The organism is Flavobacteriales bacterium (genome assembly GCA_029248105.1).
In the GTDB taxonomy this organism is placed as follows: Bacteria; Bacteroidota; Bacteroidia; order Flavobacteriales; family UBA7312; genus UBA8444.
The window spans coordinates 70,257-88,942 of the sequence record JAQWJZ010000030.1; the positions used below are offsets into that span (position 1 = coordinate 70,257).

The 18,686-nt window shown below is 32.4% G+C and carries 12 protein-coding genes and 1 pseudogene; 4 read left to right on the forward strand and 9 right to left on the reverse strand.

What is annotated here, in order from left to right; all coding sequences use genetic code 11:
- Positions 1-6 precede the first annotated feature (6 nt).
- From P8I29_05400 to P8I29_05410, 3 genes and pseudogenes are all read left to right on the forward strand, one after another.
- Positions 7-1,212, forward strand: a complete 1,206-nt coding sequence (locus tag P8I29_05400) for an NAD(P)/FAD-dependent oxidoreductase (protein MDG1917238.1) — start codon at positions 7-9, stop codon at positions 1,210-1,212.
- Entirely contained in the window at positions 1,209-3,089 is a 1,881-nt protein-coding gene (locus P8I29_05405) for an ABC-F family ATP-binding cassette domain-containing protein (GenBank protein MDG1917239.1), read from the forward strand. Before P8I29_05400 ends, P8I29_05405 begins: the two co-directional genes overlap by 4 nt.
- A gap of 112 nt (positions 3,090-3,201) precedes the next feature.
- Positions 3,202-3,327: pseudogene (locus P8I29_05410) on the forward strand (M48 family peptidase).
- A 197-nt stretch (positions 3,328-3,524) separates the two neighbouring features.
- Here P8I29_05410 and P8I29_05415 read toward each other — a convergent pair.
- The 3 genes from P8I29_05415 to gyrA form a co-directional block, all read right to left on the reverse strand.
- Positions 3,525-4,685 carry a tetratricopeptide repeat protein gene (locus P8I29_05415; GenBank protein MDG1917240.1) on the reverse strand — a complete coding sequence of 387 codons (1,161 nt, stop codon included), beginning with the start codon at positions 4,683-4,685 and terminating at the stop codon, positions 3,525-3,527.
- Positions 4,686-7,490, reverse strand: a complete 2,805-nt coding sequence (locus P8I29_05420; protein MDG1917241.1) for a pitrilysin family protein — start codon at positions 7,488-7,490, stop codon at positions 4,686-4,688. It abuts the gene before it with no gap.
- Positions 7,491-7,575: 85 nt separating this feature from the next.
- Entirely contained in the window at positions 7,576-10,089 is a 2,514-nt protein-coding gene (gyrA, locus tag P8I29_05425; protein MDG1917242.1) for a DNA gyrase subunit A, read from the reverse strand.
- A 179-nt stretch (positions 10,090-10,268) separates the two neighbouring features.
- Here gyrA and P8I29_05430 point away from each other — a divergent pair, with 179 nt between their 5' ends.
- Positions 10,269-12,839, forward strand: a complete 2,571-nt coding sequence (locus P8I29_05430) for an ATP-dependent Clp protease ATP-binding subunit (protein ID MDG1917243.1) — start codon at positions 10,269-10,271, stop codon at positions 12,837-12,839.
- A gap of 54 nt (positions 12,840-12,893) precedes the next feature.
- On the opposite strand, the gene P8I29_05435 is transcribed toward P8I29_05430, so the two are convergent.
- The 6 genes from P8I29_05435 to bamD are packed head-to-tail and all read right to left on the reverse strand — an operon-like array spanning position 12,894 to position 18,686.
- Positions 12,894-13,706: an SDR family oxidoreductase gene (locus P8I29_05435; protein MDG1917244.1), complete on the reverse strand. Its 813-nt coding sequence runs from the start codon at positions 13,704-13,706 to the stop codon at positions 12,894-12,896.
- Between the two features lie 39 nt (positions 13,707-13,745).
- Complete coding sequence (recN, locus tag P8I29_05440) at positions 13,746-15,404, reverse strand: DNA repair protein RecN (protein MDG1917245.1); 1,659 nt, start codon at positions 15,402-15,404, stop codon at positions 13,746-13,748.
- A 3-nt stretch (positions 15,405-15,407) separates the two neighbouring features.
- The gene (locus P8I29_05445; GenBank protein ID MDG1917246.1) at positions 15,408-16,349 is read right to left on the reverse strand and encodes a DUF4835 family protein; all 942 of its coding nucleotides are present in this window, start codon (positions 16,347-16,349) and stop codon (positions 15,408-15,410) included.
- Positions 16,349-17,554, reverse strand: a complete 1,206-nt coding sequence (coaBC, locus tag P8I29_05450; protein MDG1917247.1) for a bifunctional phosphopantothenoylcysteine decarboxylase/phosphopantothenate--cysteine ligase CoaBC — start codon at positions 17,552-17,554, stop codon at positions 16,349-16,351. The genes P8I29_05445 and coaBC overlap by 1 nt, the downstream gene beginning before the upstream one ends.
- Entirely contained in the window at positions 17,554-17,898 is a 345-nt protein-coding gene (locus P8I29_05455) for a DNA-directed RNA polymerase subunit omega (protein ID MDG1917248.1), read from the reverse strand. The genes coaBC and P8I29_05455 overlap by 1 nt, the downstream gene beginning before the upstream one ends.
- Positions 17,895-18,686 (reverse strand): outer membrane protein assembly factor BamD, encoded by a 792-nt coding sequence (gene bamD / locus P8I29_05460; protein MDG1917249.1) that lies wholly within the window; start codon positions 18,684-18,686, stop codon positions 17,895-17,897. Before bamD ends, P8I29_05455 begins: the two co-directional genes overlap by 4 nt.

An 18,686-nucleotide genomic window follows, 5' to 3' on the forward strand; every position in this document is an offset into this window, starting at 1 on the left:
GCTTAAATGAGAATAGCAGTAATAGGCGGAGGGGCAGCCGGATTTATGGCAGCCATAACAGCACAGTCATCTGATCCAAAGTCAGATGTTATTCTATTCGAAAAATCAGACAAAGTTTTATCAAAGGTCAAAATATCTGGTGGAGGGCGTTGTAATGTCACAAATGCTTGTTTCAGTATTGCAGAATTAACTAAGCAATACCCAAGAGGGGGAGCTTTTCTTAAAAAATCCTTTTCACATTTTTTTACTAAAGATACCATAGGTTGGTTTAATGAAAAAGGAGTAACCCTAAAAGCCGAAGAGGATAACAGAATGTTTCCTACTTCAGATGATTCACAAACTATTATAGATTGCTTGATAAGCGAACTCAAGTCATTAAATATAAAGTTATGTTATCAAAGTGCAATTAAAAAAATATCACCACATTCAAATAAGGGCTGTACACTAGAAGTAAATAGTCAAAATATAAAAGTAGATAGATTAATCATTGCTACTGGCGGAAGTCCAAAAATACAAGGCTTGCAATGGTTGATGGATTTGGGATACAAAGTAGAAAAGCCTGTACCATCACTTTTCACTTTCAATATGCCAAATGAGGATATAAAAGAACTCATGGGGGTTGTTGCTCAAAACACAAAGGTTCATATACAAGGAAGTAAATTAAAACATAGCGGACCTTTATTAATTACTCATTGGGGTATGAGTGGACCTGCCATATTAAAATCATCGGCTTGGGGAGCAAGAAAGCTAGCCGAAAACAACTACCAATTTACTGTTCATATTAATTGGGCAAATTTGAATGAGATAGACTATATCGATTATATAAAAGAAAATAAAAACAGCAATAGAATTATAGGAAATAAAAACCCATTTAATTTACCTAATCGACTATGGCTATACCTACTCAAAAAAATAGGTGTTGATAGTAATATTGAATGGAATAAATTGGATAAAAAAAGCGGGAATAGATTGTTAAACGTTTTATTTAACGATTCATATAAAGTAAATGGAAAAACAACTTTTAAAGAAGAATTTGTTACTTGTGGAGGTGTTTCATTAGATCAAGTAAACCCTAACACTCTGGAGAGTAAAATTCACAAAGGGATGTTTTTCTGTGGTGAAATATTAGATATTGATGGAGTAACAGGGGGCTTTAATTTTCAATCCGCATGGACCACTGGGTATTTAGCTGGTAAAAACAGTACATTATGAATTATTTATCGGTAGAAAATTTAGGTAAAAATTATGGAGAACGTGTTTTGTTTGAAGGTTTAACCTTTGGACTAAGTCAAGGTGATAAAATGGCACTTATTGCCAATAATGGCACAGGTAAATCTAGTATGTTAAAAATAATAGCTGGTGCAGATGTATCAGATGAAGGAAGTGTAACCTTGAGAAATGGTATTAGAACTGGATATCTTTCTCAAGAACCAAACTTTGATAACTCTTTAACTATTGAAAAGCTAATTACTGAAAGTCAGACTGAAATAACCAAACTAATTAAAGAATATGAACAAGCACTTATCAATATAGAAAAGGAGCATAACTCTCACAATAACAAGTCTTTAGAAGAGTTAACTGCTAAAATGGATAAGGTTAATGCCTGGGACTATGAACGAAGGATTAAACAAATACTATCTAAATTTAATATCAATGATTTATCTCAAGAAGTAGGTGACCTTTCCGGTGGACAGAAAAAACGATTATCTCTCGCTTTACTATTATTAGATGAGCCTGAATTGCTTCTACTTGATGAACCAACTAACCATCTTGATGTAGAAATGATAGAATGGTTAGAAAAATACCTCCAACAACAGAAAATCACATTACTTATGGTTACCCATGACAGGTATTTTCTAGATAGAGTATGTAATCATATATTAGAATTAGAAGACGGTAAACTTTTTCATCATTCAGGAAATTACGCCTATTTTCTTGAAAAAAGAGCTGAAAGAGAAGCGATTTACGACACTGATTTATCAAAAGCGGGAAAGCTAATGAAAAAGGAATTAGAATGGATGAGAAGATCTCCAAAAGCCCGTACAACAAAATCTAAGGCTAGGATAACTAATTTTGAAATTATTAAAGAGAAAGCAAGTAATAAAAAGGTAAAACATGAATTAAACCTTGAAATTAAAATGAGTAGGATAGGAGGTAAAATCCTTGAACTCAAAAAGGTTTATAAAAGCTATGATGATCTCAAAATATTAAACGGTTTCGACTACACCTTTAAAAAGGGTGAACGCATTGGTATAGTTGGTAAAAATGGAGTTGGAAAGTCAACTTTTTTAAATATTCTTACAGGTTTAGAAAAACCAGATAGTGGAAAAGTAAATATTGGCGAAACGATAGTTTACGGATATTTTTCTCAAAAAGGAATTCAACTTAAAGAGGATAAAAGAGTTATTGACTCATTAAAAGAGATAGCTGAAGTAATCATTATGGCTAATGGCTCGAAAGTTACAGCATCACAAATGCTAACTCATTTCATGTTTCCGCCAAAGACACAACATACTTTTGTATCAAAACTCAGTGGAGGAGAAAAGAGAAGATTATATTTACTTATGGTCCTCATGAAAAATCCTAATTTCTTAATCCTTGATGAACCTACAAATGATTTGGATTTATTAACTCTTAATAAACTTGAAGAATTTTTATTACAATTTAGCGGTTGTTTAATAATCGTTTCACATGATAGGTATTTCATGGATAAACTTACCGATCACTTGTTTGTGTTTAAAGGTGAGGGCATAATAAAAGATGAATATTGTAGCTATTCAGAGTATAGGGAAAAACAACTTATTGAAGAAAAAAAGAATAAAGATCAAGCAGCTCAAATTAAGTTAGCAACTGTTGATAAAGAAGTAAAAAAAACCAAAAAAATTAGCTTCAAGGACAAATTTGAATATGAACAGTTAGAGAAAGAGATTGAGCTTCTAGAAATGAGTAAAAAGAAATTAGAAGAAGAGTTAGTTGTCGAAGGCTTATCATTTCAAGATATTAATAAGAAAAGTGATGAACTAGGAAAGGTTATTCTTGAGTTAGATGAAAAAACAATGCGTTGGTTAGAGCTCGATGAATTGATGTAATTGCTTACTTTTGCATATACTTAAAGCAATGCTGAGATATTTTTATTTCATCATAACCAACTTAAATTCATCATGCAAAAACACTTCTCAAAATTCCGAAAAAATATTAAGTGGTGGTTCAACACCAGAATTTTTAAGTACACATCCATCAAACGATACAAGAATTGCTAATCTTACAAAATGGGCACCATTAGCTAAAGCTGAAGCTAAAAAGTTTGGTGTGACATCTTTTAAATAATTTTTTTATTTATCGTATTTATTTTCAGCTTGTTTTCAAATATGCGATTCTCAGCGTTTTGAGCGTGAGAATTATAATAACAATACCAGTGCATTTGGTCTTTTCAGATAACTAGCATCTTTTGAACGATAATTATTATTATGTTAAGTAAGAATTTTAATAATAAGGGGAATACCACAAATATTCCCCTATTGTATTTACTTTAGTTTGGTTATGATGTTTTTGTATTTTTCATCATCACCGTTTCTATAATATAATTCCTTAAGAACTAAAAGGATGTTTTTATCATCTGAATCGATATTATAACAACTCTCAATAAATGGTAATCCTTTAAGCATAGTTTGTTCTGCGTTATTTTTAGCTATATCGTATTTTTTAAAGTCTTTAATATTATTAGCCTCTTTAAGCATATCTCCACCTTTATTATAATACATAACTCCTAAATTATATAAAGCATCATAAAAATCGGGCTTTATATCGACAGCTTCAAGATATGCATTTTCTGCTTTTTCAAATTCACCAAGATTATCATAACTGCTTCCCAGAGCAAAAAATAAATTGTGGTTATTTGGATCTTCCTCAACAGCTAAAGTTAAAAGTTCTTCTGCTTTGACAAAGTCTTCTTGTGCTAGGTAATAATTTAACTCTGCAATAATTAAATTTACATCTGTTTCAAAAAATTCACGTCCGTATTTAATGATTTTTAAAGCACCCTCATTATCTTTTTCTTCTATTAATATGTTAGCCATGTATGAATAAATCTGAGGATCTTGGTAATTAACATCAATCAAATTCTGTAAGTATTTCTTAGAGGCTACATTATCTTTTTCAGCAGATGAAACATAGAATAGATTTAACCAGATACTTTCTTTAGTAACATTACTTCTTTCTAGATTATTTTTTTCATCGTAACTAAACAATTCAAAGATTTTGTTAAACATTTTCTTAGAAGATGCGTAATCTTTAGAGTTATAAAACGATATAGCCTTATTGAAAAGCCCTACTCCAGATTTAGTAATATTAGAACTTAGTTCATCTTTATCAAACCATTTTTTTGCTTTAGGATGATTATAAACGGCAACCCAACTTTCAGCACACTTCATAATAGCCATATCATCTAAAGAACTAAATTCAGAGTTTGAATATATTTCATAATAAATTTTACCTCTGTAATTATGCATTTTCACATCATTAGCTGTACTTGAGTTAGCCGCCGCTAATTCTATGTAATCAACAGCTTCTTGCAAATTTTTCTTTTCAAGAGATCTATATGCATTTTGCACATTACTTTTTTGTGCATTAACACTAATACTTGAGCAAAGAATTAGTGAACAAATTATAATCTTAGATACTTTCATTTATTTAATTTTTAATTCTGTGACTTTTCCAAATTTCTGTAACTTATCTTTCAAAGCATATTTATTACCTACCACAACTACTACATGGTTGTCTTTATCTAAATATGTATTTGCCAAATTTTTAATATCGTTAACAGTCATTGCATTTAATATTTCTTTTTGTTTGTTAGGATAATTACCATCTAGTCCATAACGTTGAATTCGAGCTAAAAATCTTGATTTCTGAAAGGCAGTTTCATACTTTAAAGCATCGGAATTAGCTATTGAACTCTTAGTAAACGCTAATTCTTCATCATTTATTCCTTCAGTGATATAATTTTCGAACTCTTTATAAATCTCTGTCATTGCACTATCGGTAGCTTCAGAACGAACAGATGTACTGATACTGAACATACCGTCTGTATCGTTTCCACTAAAGCCTGAACGGATTCCATAAGTAAATCCTTTATCTTCTCTAAGGTTAAGATTTAAACGACTACTGAAAGCTCCACCCAAACAGAAGTTCATCACACCAGCTTTATAATAATCACCATCAACATCGTATTTTATACCTTTATGAGCTAAAGTGATAATTGATTGCGGACCTGGTTTATGTACTAAATAAATAGTTTTTCCTTCAATTTCTTCCAAAGGTAGATTCTTGTTTATGGTAACCTCACTTCCCTCCCATCTATTTAAAAATTGAAGTCTTGGTAACATTTCTTCTTCGGTTAAATCGCCTACTACAACCACACTAGCTAATGTTGCATTATATTGTTTTTTATAGAACTCTCTAACCTCGGATAGTTTAATTTTTTCAACACCTTTTACAGATGGCATTGTACCCCTAATAGTATTTCCATACATTAACTCCATCACGGCTTGTCTAGCCATGTTTTGAGCAGATTTCTTACTGTTGTTTATGGATTCTTTGTACTGCTTGTTAATACGCTTATAATCCTCTTCGTTAAATGCAGGGTTAAACATTTTCTCTTCAAGTAATGAAATAGTCTCATCAATATTACCAACTAAACTAGAGACAAAAATTGAAGAGGTTCTGTCGCTAGAATTGAAAGTAATTGAACTTCCTAAGTTGTCTAACTTTGAACTCATTTCTTCCGTAGTGAAATTTTTAGTTCCCTCGTTAAGCATCATTGCAGTTAGGTCCGATATACCTGCTTTTTTAGGGTTATCAATCAATAGGTCTCCTCCCTCAAGAGTAATGAGTATATTAACCTTAGGAACTTCATTATTTTCTGCTCCAATTACAGGAATACTATTTTTATTCTCACCAGCTAATTGATTTATATTTGTTTGATAATATACGGGCACTTTTACAGATTTAGCTGCTGGTGCCGTAGGTCTAACTGAACGATCAAATGAATCCGTTGGCTTTGTATAAGTTAAACCTTCATACTGTGCATCTTTTTTATATGGAACATGAGCATATGGGTTTATACTCTGAACAGAATCTTCGGAAAAGGGTGGTAATGGAAAATAATCAATTCCGACCGATTTCTTATTTTTAATATACTTGAAATAAACCTTTAAAACATCTTCTTTAGTTACAGCTTCATACCTTTCAATTTCTTTACTAAAATTGTGAGGTTCATCTAGAAGATACGACCATGATGTCAATTGAGAAGCTTTACCGGCAACACTTGACAGACCATCAATAATATCAGAACGCATGGTTGATTTAAAACGTTCTAGGGCTTCATCAGTAATGTATTCTTCGAAATTATTTATTAGGCTATTGATTTTTTCTTCGGTTTCTGCAAATGTATATTCAGGATAAGAAATGATTTGAATCAAAAATTCACCCGATAACTCAGAACAAGGATGAGATACAGATGCTTGTACTGCCTTTTCAGTTTTAACAAATTCTTTGTAAAATAATGAATTGTTCCCTCCACCCATCATATCGGATAATGCATCTAAAGCAGCTTCATCTTTATGATGGTTTCCAACTGTTGGATAAACAAAAGCAGCCATAGGGAAATAAATTCTGTCGGCAAATTTTCTGTATTTATTTTGCGGTAAGTTTACTCTAGGAACTCTTAAATCTCTTACTTCTTGACCTCTTGGAATTGAACCAAAATATTTTTTAGAAAGTGCAATAACATCTTCTGTTTTAACGTCACCTGCAACAACTAGATAAGCATTGTTAGGTCCATACCAGCGCATAAAAAAATCTTTAAGGTCATCTACTGTAACTCGGTCTAAATCATCGACATAACCAATTGTAGGCCAAGAATAAGGGTGTCCTTCTGGATATAATGTTTGGTCTTTAATTTCCCAAAACATTCCATAAGGTCTATTGATTTGGTTTTGCATTTTTTCATTCTTTACTGCATCTCGTTGATTTTCAAATTTTACAACGGTTACAGCATCTAACAAAAACCCCATTCTATCCGCTTCTAACCATAAAGCAGTTTCAAGTTGATTACTAGGTATAGTTTCAAAATAATTAGTCCTGTCTCTATTGGTAGTTCCATTCATTGTTCCACCACTTTCAGAAATAATTTTAAAATGTTCATCATCTCCTACATTATCTGAACCTTGAAACATCATGTGTTCGAAAAAGTGGGCAAAACCAGTGATACCGATTTGCTCCCTATTTGACCCAACATGATAGGTTACTTCAACGTGTACCATTGGGTCGGAGTTGTCTTCATGAACAATAATTGTTAGACCATTGTCAAGCTCCCACACTTCATAAGCAATATCATAATTATTTGCAGGTGTAATTTTATGTTTTAATGTCTGTGAATACAACAACGATGATGTAAACAAAGTGAAAACTAGAAATAATAAATTCTTCATTTTTATATAAATTTTAAAGTCGTAAATTTAAAACAAAAAACGGCACTCAGTGCCGTTTAATTGTTGATATTGATTAATATTTTAATTAATCTTCGGATGAAGTATTTTCAACGGAATCGTTAGATTCTGTTTGCCCTTCATTTAATTCCTCTTCTTCATTACTTACAGCAGGAACTTTAGCAACTGCTGCAATGGAATCCTTTTCTCTAAGTTTAATGATTCTAACTCCTTGAGTAGCTCTTCCCATTTGACGTAAATCTGCAACAGAAATTCTAATTGTAACACCAGACTTATTTACGACCATTAGGTCGTTTTCATCCGTAACATTTTTAAGGGCTATCAGACTACCTGTCTTTTCAGTTACATTAATAGTCTTAACCCCTTTTCCACCTCTGTTAGTAATTCTGTAATCTTCAATGCTTGAACGCTTACCGTAACCATTTTCAGAAACAACTAACACATCAGATTCAAAGTCATTGACACAAATCATCCCTACAACTTCATCTTTATCATTAGCTAAAGTAACTCCTCTAACTCCAGATGCAGTCCTACCCATTGGTCTTACCTTTTCTCCTTCAAAACGAATTGCTTTACCCGATTTTACAGCTAACATAATTTGTGAATTACCAGTCGTTAATTTAGCTTCTAGTAATTGATCTCCTTCTCTAATAGTAATAGCATTTATACCATTCTGTCTTGGTCTTGAATAAGATTCTAAAGAAGTCTTTTTAACAACACCTTTTTTGGTACACATTACCACACAATGACCATTAACATATTCTTCATCTTTCAAGTCTTTGGTATTAATAAATGCCATAACCTTGTCATCAGAAGGTATATTAATCATATTTTGAATAGCTCTACCTTTAGTAGCCTTAGCTCCTTCTGGAATTTCAAAAACTCTTAGCCAGAAACATCTTCCTTTTTCTGTGAAGAATAACATATAATCGTGGTTATTAGCTACGAACATATCTTCTAAGAAATCGGCATCTCTTGTAGTAGCGCCTTTTGACCCTACTCCTCCTCTATTTTGGGATTTATATTCTGTCAGTTTGGTTCTTTTTACGTATCCTAAGTGAGAAATTGTAATAACGACTTCTTCGTCAGGAATCATATCTTCAATTCTGAAGTCACCACCACCATATTCAATAGTAGATCGTCTTTCATCACCGTATTTTTCTTTTACCTCAGAAAGCTCAGTTTTGATAATGTCCATTCTCACATCTTCATTTTCTAAGATATTTTTCAAGAAGGCAATCGTCTTCATTAATTCATCGTACTCTTCTTTCAGTTTATCTCTTTCTAAACCTGTTAGCTTTTGCAGTCTTAAATCTAAAATTGCTCTTGCTTGAATTTCAGATAATTTGAACGATGTCATTAATCCATTTCTAGCATCTTCAGGTGTTCTAGAACTTCTAATCATTTTGATTATGGCATCTAAATTATCTAAGGCTATAAGGAGTCCCTCTAAAACATGTGCTCTTTTCTCAGCTTGCTCTAGCTCATATTGTGTTCTTCTAACAACAACTTCGTGTCTGTGATCTACAAAATGACCAATGATTTGCTTCAGATTTAGCTGTTCAGGACGACCATTAACTAGTGCAATGTTATTTACACTGAATGAGGATTGTAACTGTGTGTATTTAAAGAGTTTATTTAAAACAATGTTAGGAATAGCATCTCTTTTAAGTTCATAGACGATACGCATTCCTTTTCTATCAGATTCATCTCTAATGTCATGAATGCCATCTATTTTTTTATCGTTGATTAAATCCGCTGTTTTCTTAATCATATCAGCTTTATTAACCATGTATGGTATTTCCGAAACAATAATTGCTTCTCTATTTCCTACTTCTTCAAAAGAAGTTTTAGCACGCATCACTACTTTTCCTCGACCGGTCTCGAATGCATCTTTAACTCCTTCATAACCATATATGATACCTCCTGTTGGAAAATCAGGTGCTTTAATGTGTTGCATCAAGCCTTGAATTTCTATATCTCTATTGTCAATGTATGCAATAGTAGCATCAACAACTTCAGATAAATTATGTGGCGCCATATTGGTAGCCATACCTACTGCTATACCAGAAGTACCATTACATAAAAGGTTAGGAATTCTAGCAGGTAATACAACAGGTTCTTTTATAGTATCATCAAAATTCAATTGATAATCAACGGTATTTTTGTCGATATCGGAAAGTAATTCTTCGGCAGTTTTTCTTAAACGTGCTTCTGTATAACGCATAGCTGCAGGGCTATCACCATCGATAGATCCGAAGTTACCTTGACCGTCAACCAACATGTAACGAAGCGACCATTCTTGAGCCATCCTAACCATTGTATCATAAACTGAAGTATCACCATGTGGGTGGAACTTACCGAGGACCTCACCAACAATACGTGCTGACTTTTTATATGCTTTAGTTGAAGTAACACCTAATTCGTGCATTCCAAACAATACTCTACGATGCACAGGTTTAAGCCCGTCTCTTACATCAGGTAACGCCCTAGAAACAATTACAGACATCGAGTAATCGATGTATTTTGACTTCATTTCCTCTTCTATATTAATAGGAATGATTTTCTCTCCGTCAGCCATAAAATTGAATTTTATTGTTTATATTTAATTGACGAATTTAACTAATCACTCTTTGTTGAGCCTTAAAAAAAATCAATAATTATCAACACAATAAATGTTGATAAATCTAAGTATGATTTATTGTTAGATTCTTAATCTAATCATTACTTTGTGAAGTATAAGTAAACCCTTTACACGATATGGATTCAAAATTTTCACCCCGATTGAATGAGGTTCTTAGTTTTAGTCGAGAAGAAGCCCTTCGACTAGGTCATAATGCTATTGGACCAGAACATTTTTTACTTGGAATATTGAGAGAAGGTAAAGGCTCAGCAGCCCTTATTCTTAAAGCTCTTGATGTCGATTTGTCTGCCTTAAGAAAGGTCGTTGAGAGCTCAATTGTCAATAATGAAAAAAGTGAGTATTCAAATTCTAGCAATTTAGAGTTAAAAAAACAAGCTGCTAAAGCTGTTAAACTTGCCCATTTAGAGTTAATGATATTCAATAGTGTAGAAATAAAAACCATACACCTACTTTTATCAATGCTTAAAGACGACGATAGTATCGTAACGCTGTCATTAAAACAATTTAACGTTAATTATGATACGGTGAAAAATGAATTTGCTTCTATGATTGATAGTAATGGCGATGATTCTGAAGAAGATATTTCCGATTTCTCTTCTAGTCCAAGTGCTGAATTAGGTGGTTCTGACCAAGAAGATGAAGAACTATTCTCAAATAAACCTAAACGACCAAGTGGAAATACCAAATCTTCGACTCCTGTATTGGATAATTTTGGAAGAGATCTAACCAAAATGGCGTCAGACGACAAGTTAGATCCAATTGTTGGAAGAGAAAAAGAAATTGAACGTGTTTCTCAGATTTTAAGCCGTAGAAAAAAGAACAATCCAATTCTTATTGGTGAACCTGGTGTAGGTAAATCGGCGATTGCAGAAGGTTTAGCACTCCGAATAGTACAGCGCAAGGTTTCACGTGTATTATTTAATAAAAGAATTATTTCTTTAGACCTAGCAGCTCTTGTAGCAGGGACAAAATACAGAGGGCAGTTTGAAGAGCGAATGAAGGCAATCCTAAACGAATTAGAAACAAATAGCGATATCATCTTATTTATTGATGAAATACACACTATTGTTGGTGCAGGTGGCGCTTCAGGATCTCTAGATGCTTCGAATATGTTTAAACCCGCTTTAGCTAGAGGAGAACTCCAATGTATTGGTGCTACTACTTTAGACGAGTATAGACAAAATATAGAAAAAGATGGCGCACTAGAAAGGCGTTTTCAAAAAGTATTAGTAGAACCTACTTCTATTGAAGAAACTTTACAAATACTACAAAATATCAAGGAAAGGTATGAAGAACATCATAATGTATCATACACCGATGAAGCTTTAGAATCTTGTGTAGCATTAACTAATCGCTACATGAGTGATAGACACCTTCCAGATAAAGCAATTGACGCATTGGACGAAGCTGGTTCTAGAGTACATATCAATAACATCAATGTTCCAGAAAATATTCTAAAACTTGAGAAAGAACTGGACGCTATAAAATCTCAAAAAGGTCAAGTTATAAAAAAACAACGCTTTGAAGAAGCCGCTAAGCTTAGAGATGAGGAAAGAAAGATTGAAAATAGCCTCAAACAAGCTAAGGCAGTCTGGGAAGAGGAATTAAAGAATCAAAGAGAAACTGTGACTGAAGATAACGTAGCTGAAGTAGTCGCTATGATGACCGGTGTACCCGTTCAAAGAATTGCTGAACAAGAAAGTAAAAAACTCGTTCAGATGGAAAGCGATCTTCAAAAACGTGTTATTGGACAAGATGAAGCTATCGGTAAAATTGTAAAAGCAATAAGGAGAAATAGAGTTGGCTTGAAAGATCCAGACAAACCTATTGGATCATTTATTTTCCTTGGGCCTACTGGTGTTGGTAAAACACAATTAGCTAAAGAATTGTCAAAACTGATGTTTGATACTAATGACTCACTTATTAGGATTGATATGAGTGAATACATGGAAAAATTTGCAGTTACTCGATTGGTTGGTTCACCTCCTGGCTATGTTGGTTATGAAGAGGGCGGACAATTAACCGAAAAGGTTAGAAGAAAGCCCTACTCTATTATATTGCTAGATGAAGTTGAAAAGGCACATCCTGATGTATTTAACTTATTATTACAAGTATTAGATGATGGCTACATGACTGATAGTCTAGGAAGAAAGATAAACTTCAAAAACACTATAATTATAATGACTTCAAATATTGGCTCTCGTCAGCTCAAAGATTTTGGTCAAGGTGTAGGTTTTTCAACAACAGCTAAAAAAGAGTCATATCAATCAGACGCAAAAGGTGTTATTGCTAAGGCTTTAAAGAAAGCATTTGCACCAGAATTTTTAAATCGTATTGATGATGTTGTTATGTTTAACTCTTTGAGCAGTGAGCATATTCATGAGATTATAGATATCGAATTGAAAGCTTTATTTAACAGAATAACTCAGCTTGGATATTCTTTAAAACTTGGCAGTAAGGCCAAAGATTTTATTGCTGATAAAGGTTATGACTCTCAATTTGGGGCAAGACCACTAAAAAGGGCTATTCAAAAATATTTAGAGGATATCATTGCTGAAGAAATTGTTAACTCAAATCTCGATGAAGGGGATACTATTAAGATTAGTCTAGATGAAGAAAAAGCAGAACTGAAGATAAACATTAATAAGGCTAAAAAAGACAAACCCAAAAAGCCTAAAGGAGAATAATCCTGATATAAAAAAAGCTCCTAAATGGAGCTTTTTTTGCTTAATTTTTATTGGTTATTTTAAAAAATTCTCTAAAACTTCTTCACTAACTCCTGTGTTAGAAAAACCACCGTCATGGAATAGGTTTTGCATAGTAACAGATTGAGTAAAATCAGAAAATAAAGAAACGCAATACTTAGCACAATCATCAGCAGATGCATTTCCTAATGGTGATATTTGCTCAGCATATTTAAAAAATCCTTCAAAACCTTTAACTCCACTACCAGCAGTTGTGATCGTCGGTGACTGAGATATAGTATTAACCCTCACATTATTTCTTTTTCCAAAATGATAACCGAAGCTTCTTGCTATACTTTCAAGAAAAGATTTGTTATCAGCCATATCGTTATAATCAGGAAAAGTCCTTTGAGCTGCGATGTATGACAAGGCTAAGATAGAACCATAATCATTCATGGCTTCTAATTTCCAAGCCGATTGCATTACTTTATGAAACGACATTGCAGAAACGTCTAAACCCTTTACGGTAAAGTCATAATTTTGATCTGTATAATGTCTACCTTTTCTAACATTAACAGACATACCTATAGAGTGTAAGATAAAATCGATTTTACCTCCTAAAATTTCCATTGACTTCGTAATGAGGTTGTCAATATCTTCAACAGATGTTGCATCAGCAGGAATAATTGTAGAATTAGTTTTTTCTGCTAAATCATTGATTGTTCCCATTCGCATAGCTATTGGGGCATTAGTCAAAACAAACTCTGCGCCTTGTTCTTTGCAATGTTCTGCAACTTTCCAAGCAATTGATTTGCTATCTAAAGCACCAAAAATTATACCTCTTTTTCCTTTTAATAAATTATTTGACATTGTATAAATATTTTATGAATTGCAAATATAAACGATTTATCAAGTATTCAATAAATCTCTAGCGTTACTCAATGAAGATTCAGTAATTGATTTACCACTTAACATTTTTGCAAGTTCATCAACTCTCTCCTCTTCTTTCAATTCTTTTATAACTGTTTGAGTTCTATTTGTCGATTCTGCTTTAGACACTAAAAGGTGTACATTTCCTTTTGCAGCAACCTGTGGAAGATGAGTAATACCAATAACCTGCATAGATTTTGACATTTGACTCATTAAACCTGCCATCTTATGAGCTATTTCACCAGAAACACCAGCATCTATTTCATCAAAAATAATAGTTGGAAGGTTTGTTTTTTGAGCCAAAACATATTTGAAACATAGCATTAAACGAGACAACTCTCCACCTGACGCTATTTTTGAAATTTCCATTGGATCAACCCCTTTATTTGAAGAAAAACAAAAAGTGAAATCTTCATAGCCTTTTATAGTTAAGTCATCAAACGAATTAGTATTAATTTTAAGCTTTGCGCTTGGCATACCTAAATTAGAAAGTAGTGATATCAATTCTTTTTCTAAAACAGGCAAAATAGCCAATCTGTTCTTACTTAACTTTTTGGCTGAATCTGAGGCTTTAATGAAAGTATTTTTGCAATCTTTTTTTAAAGATTCAATAGAAGAGTCAATGGTGTGAAATCTTTCTAATTCTTTAGATAAATCAGAGTGCAATTCCATTAATTGTTCAATAGTCTGAACATTATGCTTTTGAAACAATTTATTCACAAGGTTAAATCGCTCTTGAAGAAATAAAAATTGTTTTACATCAAAATCAATACTATATGAAGATGCAATACTTTCTAATTCGGAAAGACAATCTTTAAATTCGATCCACAAACTATTTAACCTATCATTTATCGGAACTAGATTTGAGTCTTTCTCTTTAATACTGTCTATTGACATAACTATAGATGACAACAATGAACTTACTGATGACTCCTCGTTATCAGAAATGGAAATAATTTGATTTAGCTTATGCTGAATTTCTTCAAAATTCTCAAGCTTACTAAGTTCATCTTCTATCTTACTATCTTGTTTAGTAAGTTTAGCACCTTCTAATTCGTCAAATAAAAATTGTTTGTAATCCAGCTCTCTAGAAATTTGCTTTTCTTTTTCTAATAATTCGTCAAGCTCCGTCTGCTTAGAAAGGTAAGATTGATAGTCATTCTGAAACTGAGAGAGCTCATTCTTATGGTTACAAAAAACATCAACTATTTTAAGCTGATAATTTTGAGAATTTAACAATAATGTTTGGTGTTGGGAATGTATATCAATGAGATATGAACCTAATTCTTTTAGTTGATTAAGGCTTACTGGAGTGTCATTTACAAAAGCTCTGCTCCTGCCACTTGGAGCAATTTCTCTGCGAATCAAAGTTGGATTTAAATAATCTAAATCATGAATTTCAAAAAATGACTGTATATCATATTTATCAATAATAATTTCACCTTCAACAACACACTTTTTGTTTGCATCAGCAATAGCCTTCAATTCTGCTCTCTCACCGAGTATAAGACCTAAAGCAGAGAGCAAAATAGATTTACCAGCTCCAGTTTCTCCAGTTATTGTGGTAAATCCTTTTTTAAAATCGATGGATAACTCATCAATAAGCGCATAGTTATTAATGGACAAACGATTAAGCATAAATTATTTTAAGTTTGGCATTCGGTCATCTGGAAAGTTGTTTGAGCTTTCCTCTTTTATCTTATTGTACTTGCTGATATTTCCTGGATCTAACTCAGAAAGCAACTTATAAATTCTATTCTTTTCATCTTGAAAGGCATTAGAATAAATACTTGCTATTTCGTCTGCCTTAGCATTAAAGAATAATTGCAGAATAAAAGCTGTAGGGTTTAGCTGTTTTACCTTACGCATATTTTCAATACTTTCAGAAACATAACCTCTACCCTTTTCATTATCATCATGCATTATATCCAAACCACTTCTGTGGTAACTATATAATACGGATTGAAAAGCACTGTACTTGGCATCTAACAATTCTTCAGCCATCCAATATCTATTTTTATTACTTTCAAAAGCTTTCCACCCATTTTCAGGTGCGGATTGGGCATTTTCAACAATTTTTTTGGCTTTTTGAAAATAAAAATTACCACCATTATTACTAAATGTAGAATAGTCTAACCCAATAATGAGATAAGTGTAAAAAGATAATATAGCTGATAGATTAGAACTATGTGTGTTTTCGTTGTATTCAAGAGGTTGAGTTTCTATGTAGTCAAATTCAATTTCTTTATCAAGATAATTTAATATAGGTGAATAATATGAACTGTTGAATATCGGTCTAGAAAATTGTACCTGAAGTGTTCCTTCATACCTATCTGTGGAAACTTTTTTCAAAATATTGAATGAAAGGTTAAATTCTATACGCTCATCTTCTTTAAATACTTCGTTAGTCCATTTTCTATTATTGATAAACTCCCTAGCTGATTTTTGAAGTGTTTGTAGCTTTTGACGATCACTTATTGGAATGTCATTTTTAGGAATTACTCTAATGTTGCACAATACTTCTTGTGCTTGTAAACTACAAGAAAAAATAAGGAGCGAAAGAGTAAGAAATAATTTATTCATTAGAGTTTATCTATCAGATAGTTAATGATATCATCAGCGACATCTTGCTTTGATTTCAACTCAAATTTATGCAATTTATTGTTGTTATCAATGATAGTTATCTTATTAGTGTCGTGTTTAAAACCTGCTCCATCATCATTCATTGAATTTAAGACAATGAAATCTAGGTTTTTGTCTTTTAATTTCTTTTTAGCATTAACAATTTCATCATTAGTTTCTAGAGCAAAACCAATAAGTATTTGTTTATGGTTTTTAATTTGACCTAAGCTTTTGAGAATGTCTTGAGTTTGTATAAACTCAATAGTAAGATTTTCAGTCTTTTTCTTCATTTTAGTAGCTGACACCAATTTAGGAGTATAATCAGATACAGCAGCGCTCAAAATAGCTATATCCGATGATTTAAAAGACTTATGACATTCATCAAACATCTCTTTAGCACTAACCACATTGATAAGCTTTATGCTATTATTCTGAATTTGTTGGTGAGTTGGCCCAGCTATTAGAGTAACAATAGCACCAGCTTTAGCCGCTGACTCAGCAACAGAAAACCCCATTTTTCCTGATGAATGATTACCAATAAATCTTACTGGGTCAATGGCTTCAAATGTTGGTCCAGCAGTTATTAGTACCTTTTTACCCTTCAATGGAAGATTATTGAATAGCTCATCTTCAATAGCTAAAATAATATCTTCAGGTTCTGCCATTCTTCCCTTTCCACTTAGTCCACTTGCTAATTCTCCATCACCCGGAGGAATATATGTGTTACCAAAAGAAATTAGTTTTTCAATATTTTCTTGAGTAGATTGGTGTTTAAACATATCTAAGTCCATAGCAGGAGCAAAAAATATTGGGCATTTAGCAGAGAGATAGGTGGTTAATAATAGGTTATCACATTCGCCATTCGCCATCTTAGATAGAGTTTTGGCAGTTGCAGGAGCAATAACAAACAAATCGGCCCAAAGACCGATATCTACATGATTATTCCAAACGCCTTTATCCTCTTGTTTGACTAAACCTGTCAGAACAGGGTTTTTGGACAAGGTAGATAACGTTAGCGGAGTTATAAATTCTTGAGATTCTGGAGTTTGAATGACTTTAACATTGGCGCCATATTTTACAAATTCTCTTACTAATAGAGCAGATTTGTAGGCTGCAATACTTGCAGTGACACCAATAATTACATTTTTACCCCTTAAAAAAGACATTAGATATTGCCTTCTTCGCTATTATCTAACTTAGCGTTCCTGTGGTAAATGTTTTCTTCTAGAAATTCTTGTACAGCAATAAGTGTTCCTTTTGGTAGTCTTTCATAAAACTTAGAAACTTCAATCTGTTCACTGTTTTCAAAAATTTCTTCTATTGACTCACTAGGAGTAGCAAATTCTGCTAATTTAGAAAGTAATTCTTCTTTAATATCTTTATTGATTTGAACAGCACGCTTTGACATTATAGCTACAGCTTCGTACATATTTCCTGTACGCTGAGCCATTTGCTTAACATTTCTTGTTTCTGTTGTATTAGCTGCTTTTGATTTTTTAAAATCTGTCATTGTTGAAACTTTTCTAGTTGTTTAATTGATTTTTCATAAATGTTCTGTGCATCTTTTAACTTCTCGTCTTCAGGGAAATTTTTGGAAAAATATCGATAAGATGCTATCGTATTATTTAATCGCTCTATTTTTTTATTTGTCACACTATTTATTGCTAATTTATAATTAGCATCTAAAATTAAAAATTGTATTTCAGATTGATTGTCAATAGTAGGATAATCAGTTATAACATTATTTAAGGCTGTAATTGCAGCATTGTAATCTTCAATGTCATAATATAGCTTTGCAATACCGTAAACTTTTTTATGAACTTTTTCTGTCAAATCATCAATTAGGGCGTTGCATTCTGCAACTTTATCACTTTCAGGATAATTATTAATAAAAGTTTGAAGCTCTTGTATGGCTTTTATTGTATTCGTTTTGTCTAAAGAATATTTTGGAGATTCTAAATAATAGCAATAAGCTGCCATAAACGACAATTCTTCATTATGCTTACTTGATGGATAGGTTAAAGTAAATATTTTGAATTTATAACTAGCTAACATATTGGCACCTAAACCATAATGAGTGTACGCCAGTAAATAATCTACTTCTTCTGCTTTCTTTGTTCCCTTAAACAGAGTATGTAACTCATCAAGAAGTGGTAATGCCTTGAAGTACTCATCCTCTTCGTAGTACTTTTTGGCCATGATATACTTTAACTCAATATCATTGCTCTTAACTATTTTCTGATAGCCATTACAAGAGAATAACACTGCTAATAAAACGATATATAAGTAATTTTTCAT

Bases quoted from the DNA above. Each gene is read 5' to 3' on its own strand.
- P8I29_05400 (MDG1917238.1), top strand. From the start codon at position 7: ATGAGAATAGCAGTAATAGGCGGAGGGGCAGCCGGATTTATGGCAGCC.
- P8I29_05405 (MDG1917239.1), top strand. From the start codon at position 1,209: ATGAATTATTTATCGGTAGAAAATTTAGGTAAAAATTATGGAGAACGT.
- P8I29_05415 (MDG1917240.1), bottom strand. From the start codon at position 4,685: ATGAAAGTATCTAAGATTATAATTTGTTCACTAATTCTTTGCTCAAGT.
- P8I29_05420 (MDG1917241.1), bottom strand. From the start codon at position 7,490: ATGAAGAATTTATTATTTCTAGTTTTCACTTTGTTTACATCATCGTTG.
- gyrA (MDG1917242.1), bottom strand. From the start codon at position 10,089: ATGGCTGACGGAGAGAAAATCATTCCTATTAATATAGAAGAGGAAATG.
- P8I29_05430 (MDG1917243.1), top strand. From the start codon at position 10,269: ATGGATTCAAAATTTTCACCCCGATTGAATGAGGTTCTTAGTTTTAGT.
- P8I29_05435 (MDG1917244.1), bottom strand. From the start codon at position 13,706: ATGTCAAATAATTTATTAAAAGGAAAAAGAGGTATAATTTTTGGTGCT.
- recN (MDG1917245.1), bottom strand. From the start codon at position 15,404: ATGCTTAATCGTTTGTCCATTAATAACTATGCGCTTATTGATGAGTTA.
- P8I29_05445 (MDG1917246.1), bottom strand. From the start codon at position 16,349: ATGAATAAATTATTTCTTACTCTTTCGCTCCTTATTTTTTCTTGTAGT.
- coaBC (MDG1917247.1), bottom strand. From the start codon at position 17,554: ATGTCTTTTTTAAGGGGTAAAAATGTAATTATTGGTGTCACTGCAAGT.
- P8I29_05455 (MDG1917248.1), bottom strand. From the start codon at position 17,898: ATGACAGATTTTAAAAAATCAAAAGCAGCTAATACAACAGAAACAAGA.
- bamD (MDG1917249.1), bottom strand. From the start codon at position 18,686: ATGAAAAATTACTTATATATCGTTTTATTAGCAGTGTTATTCTCTTGT.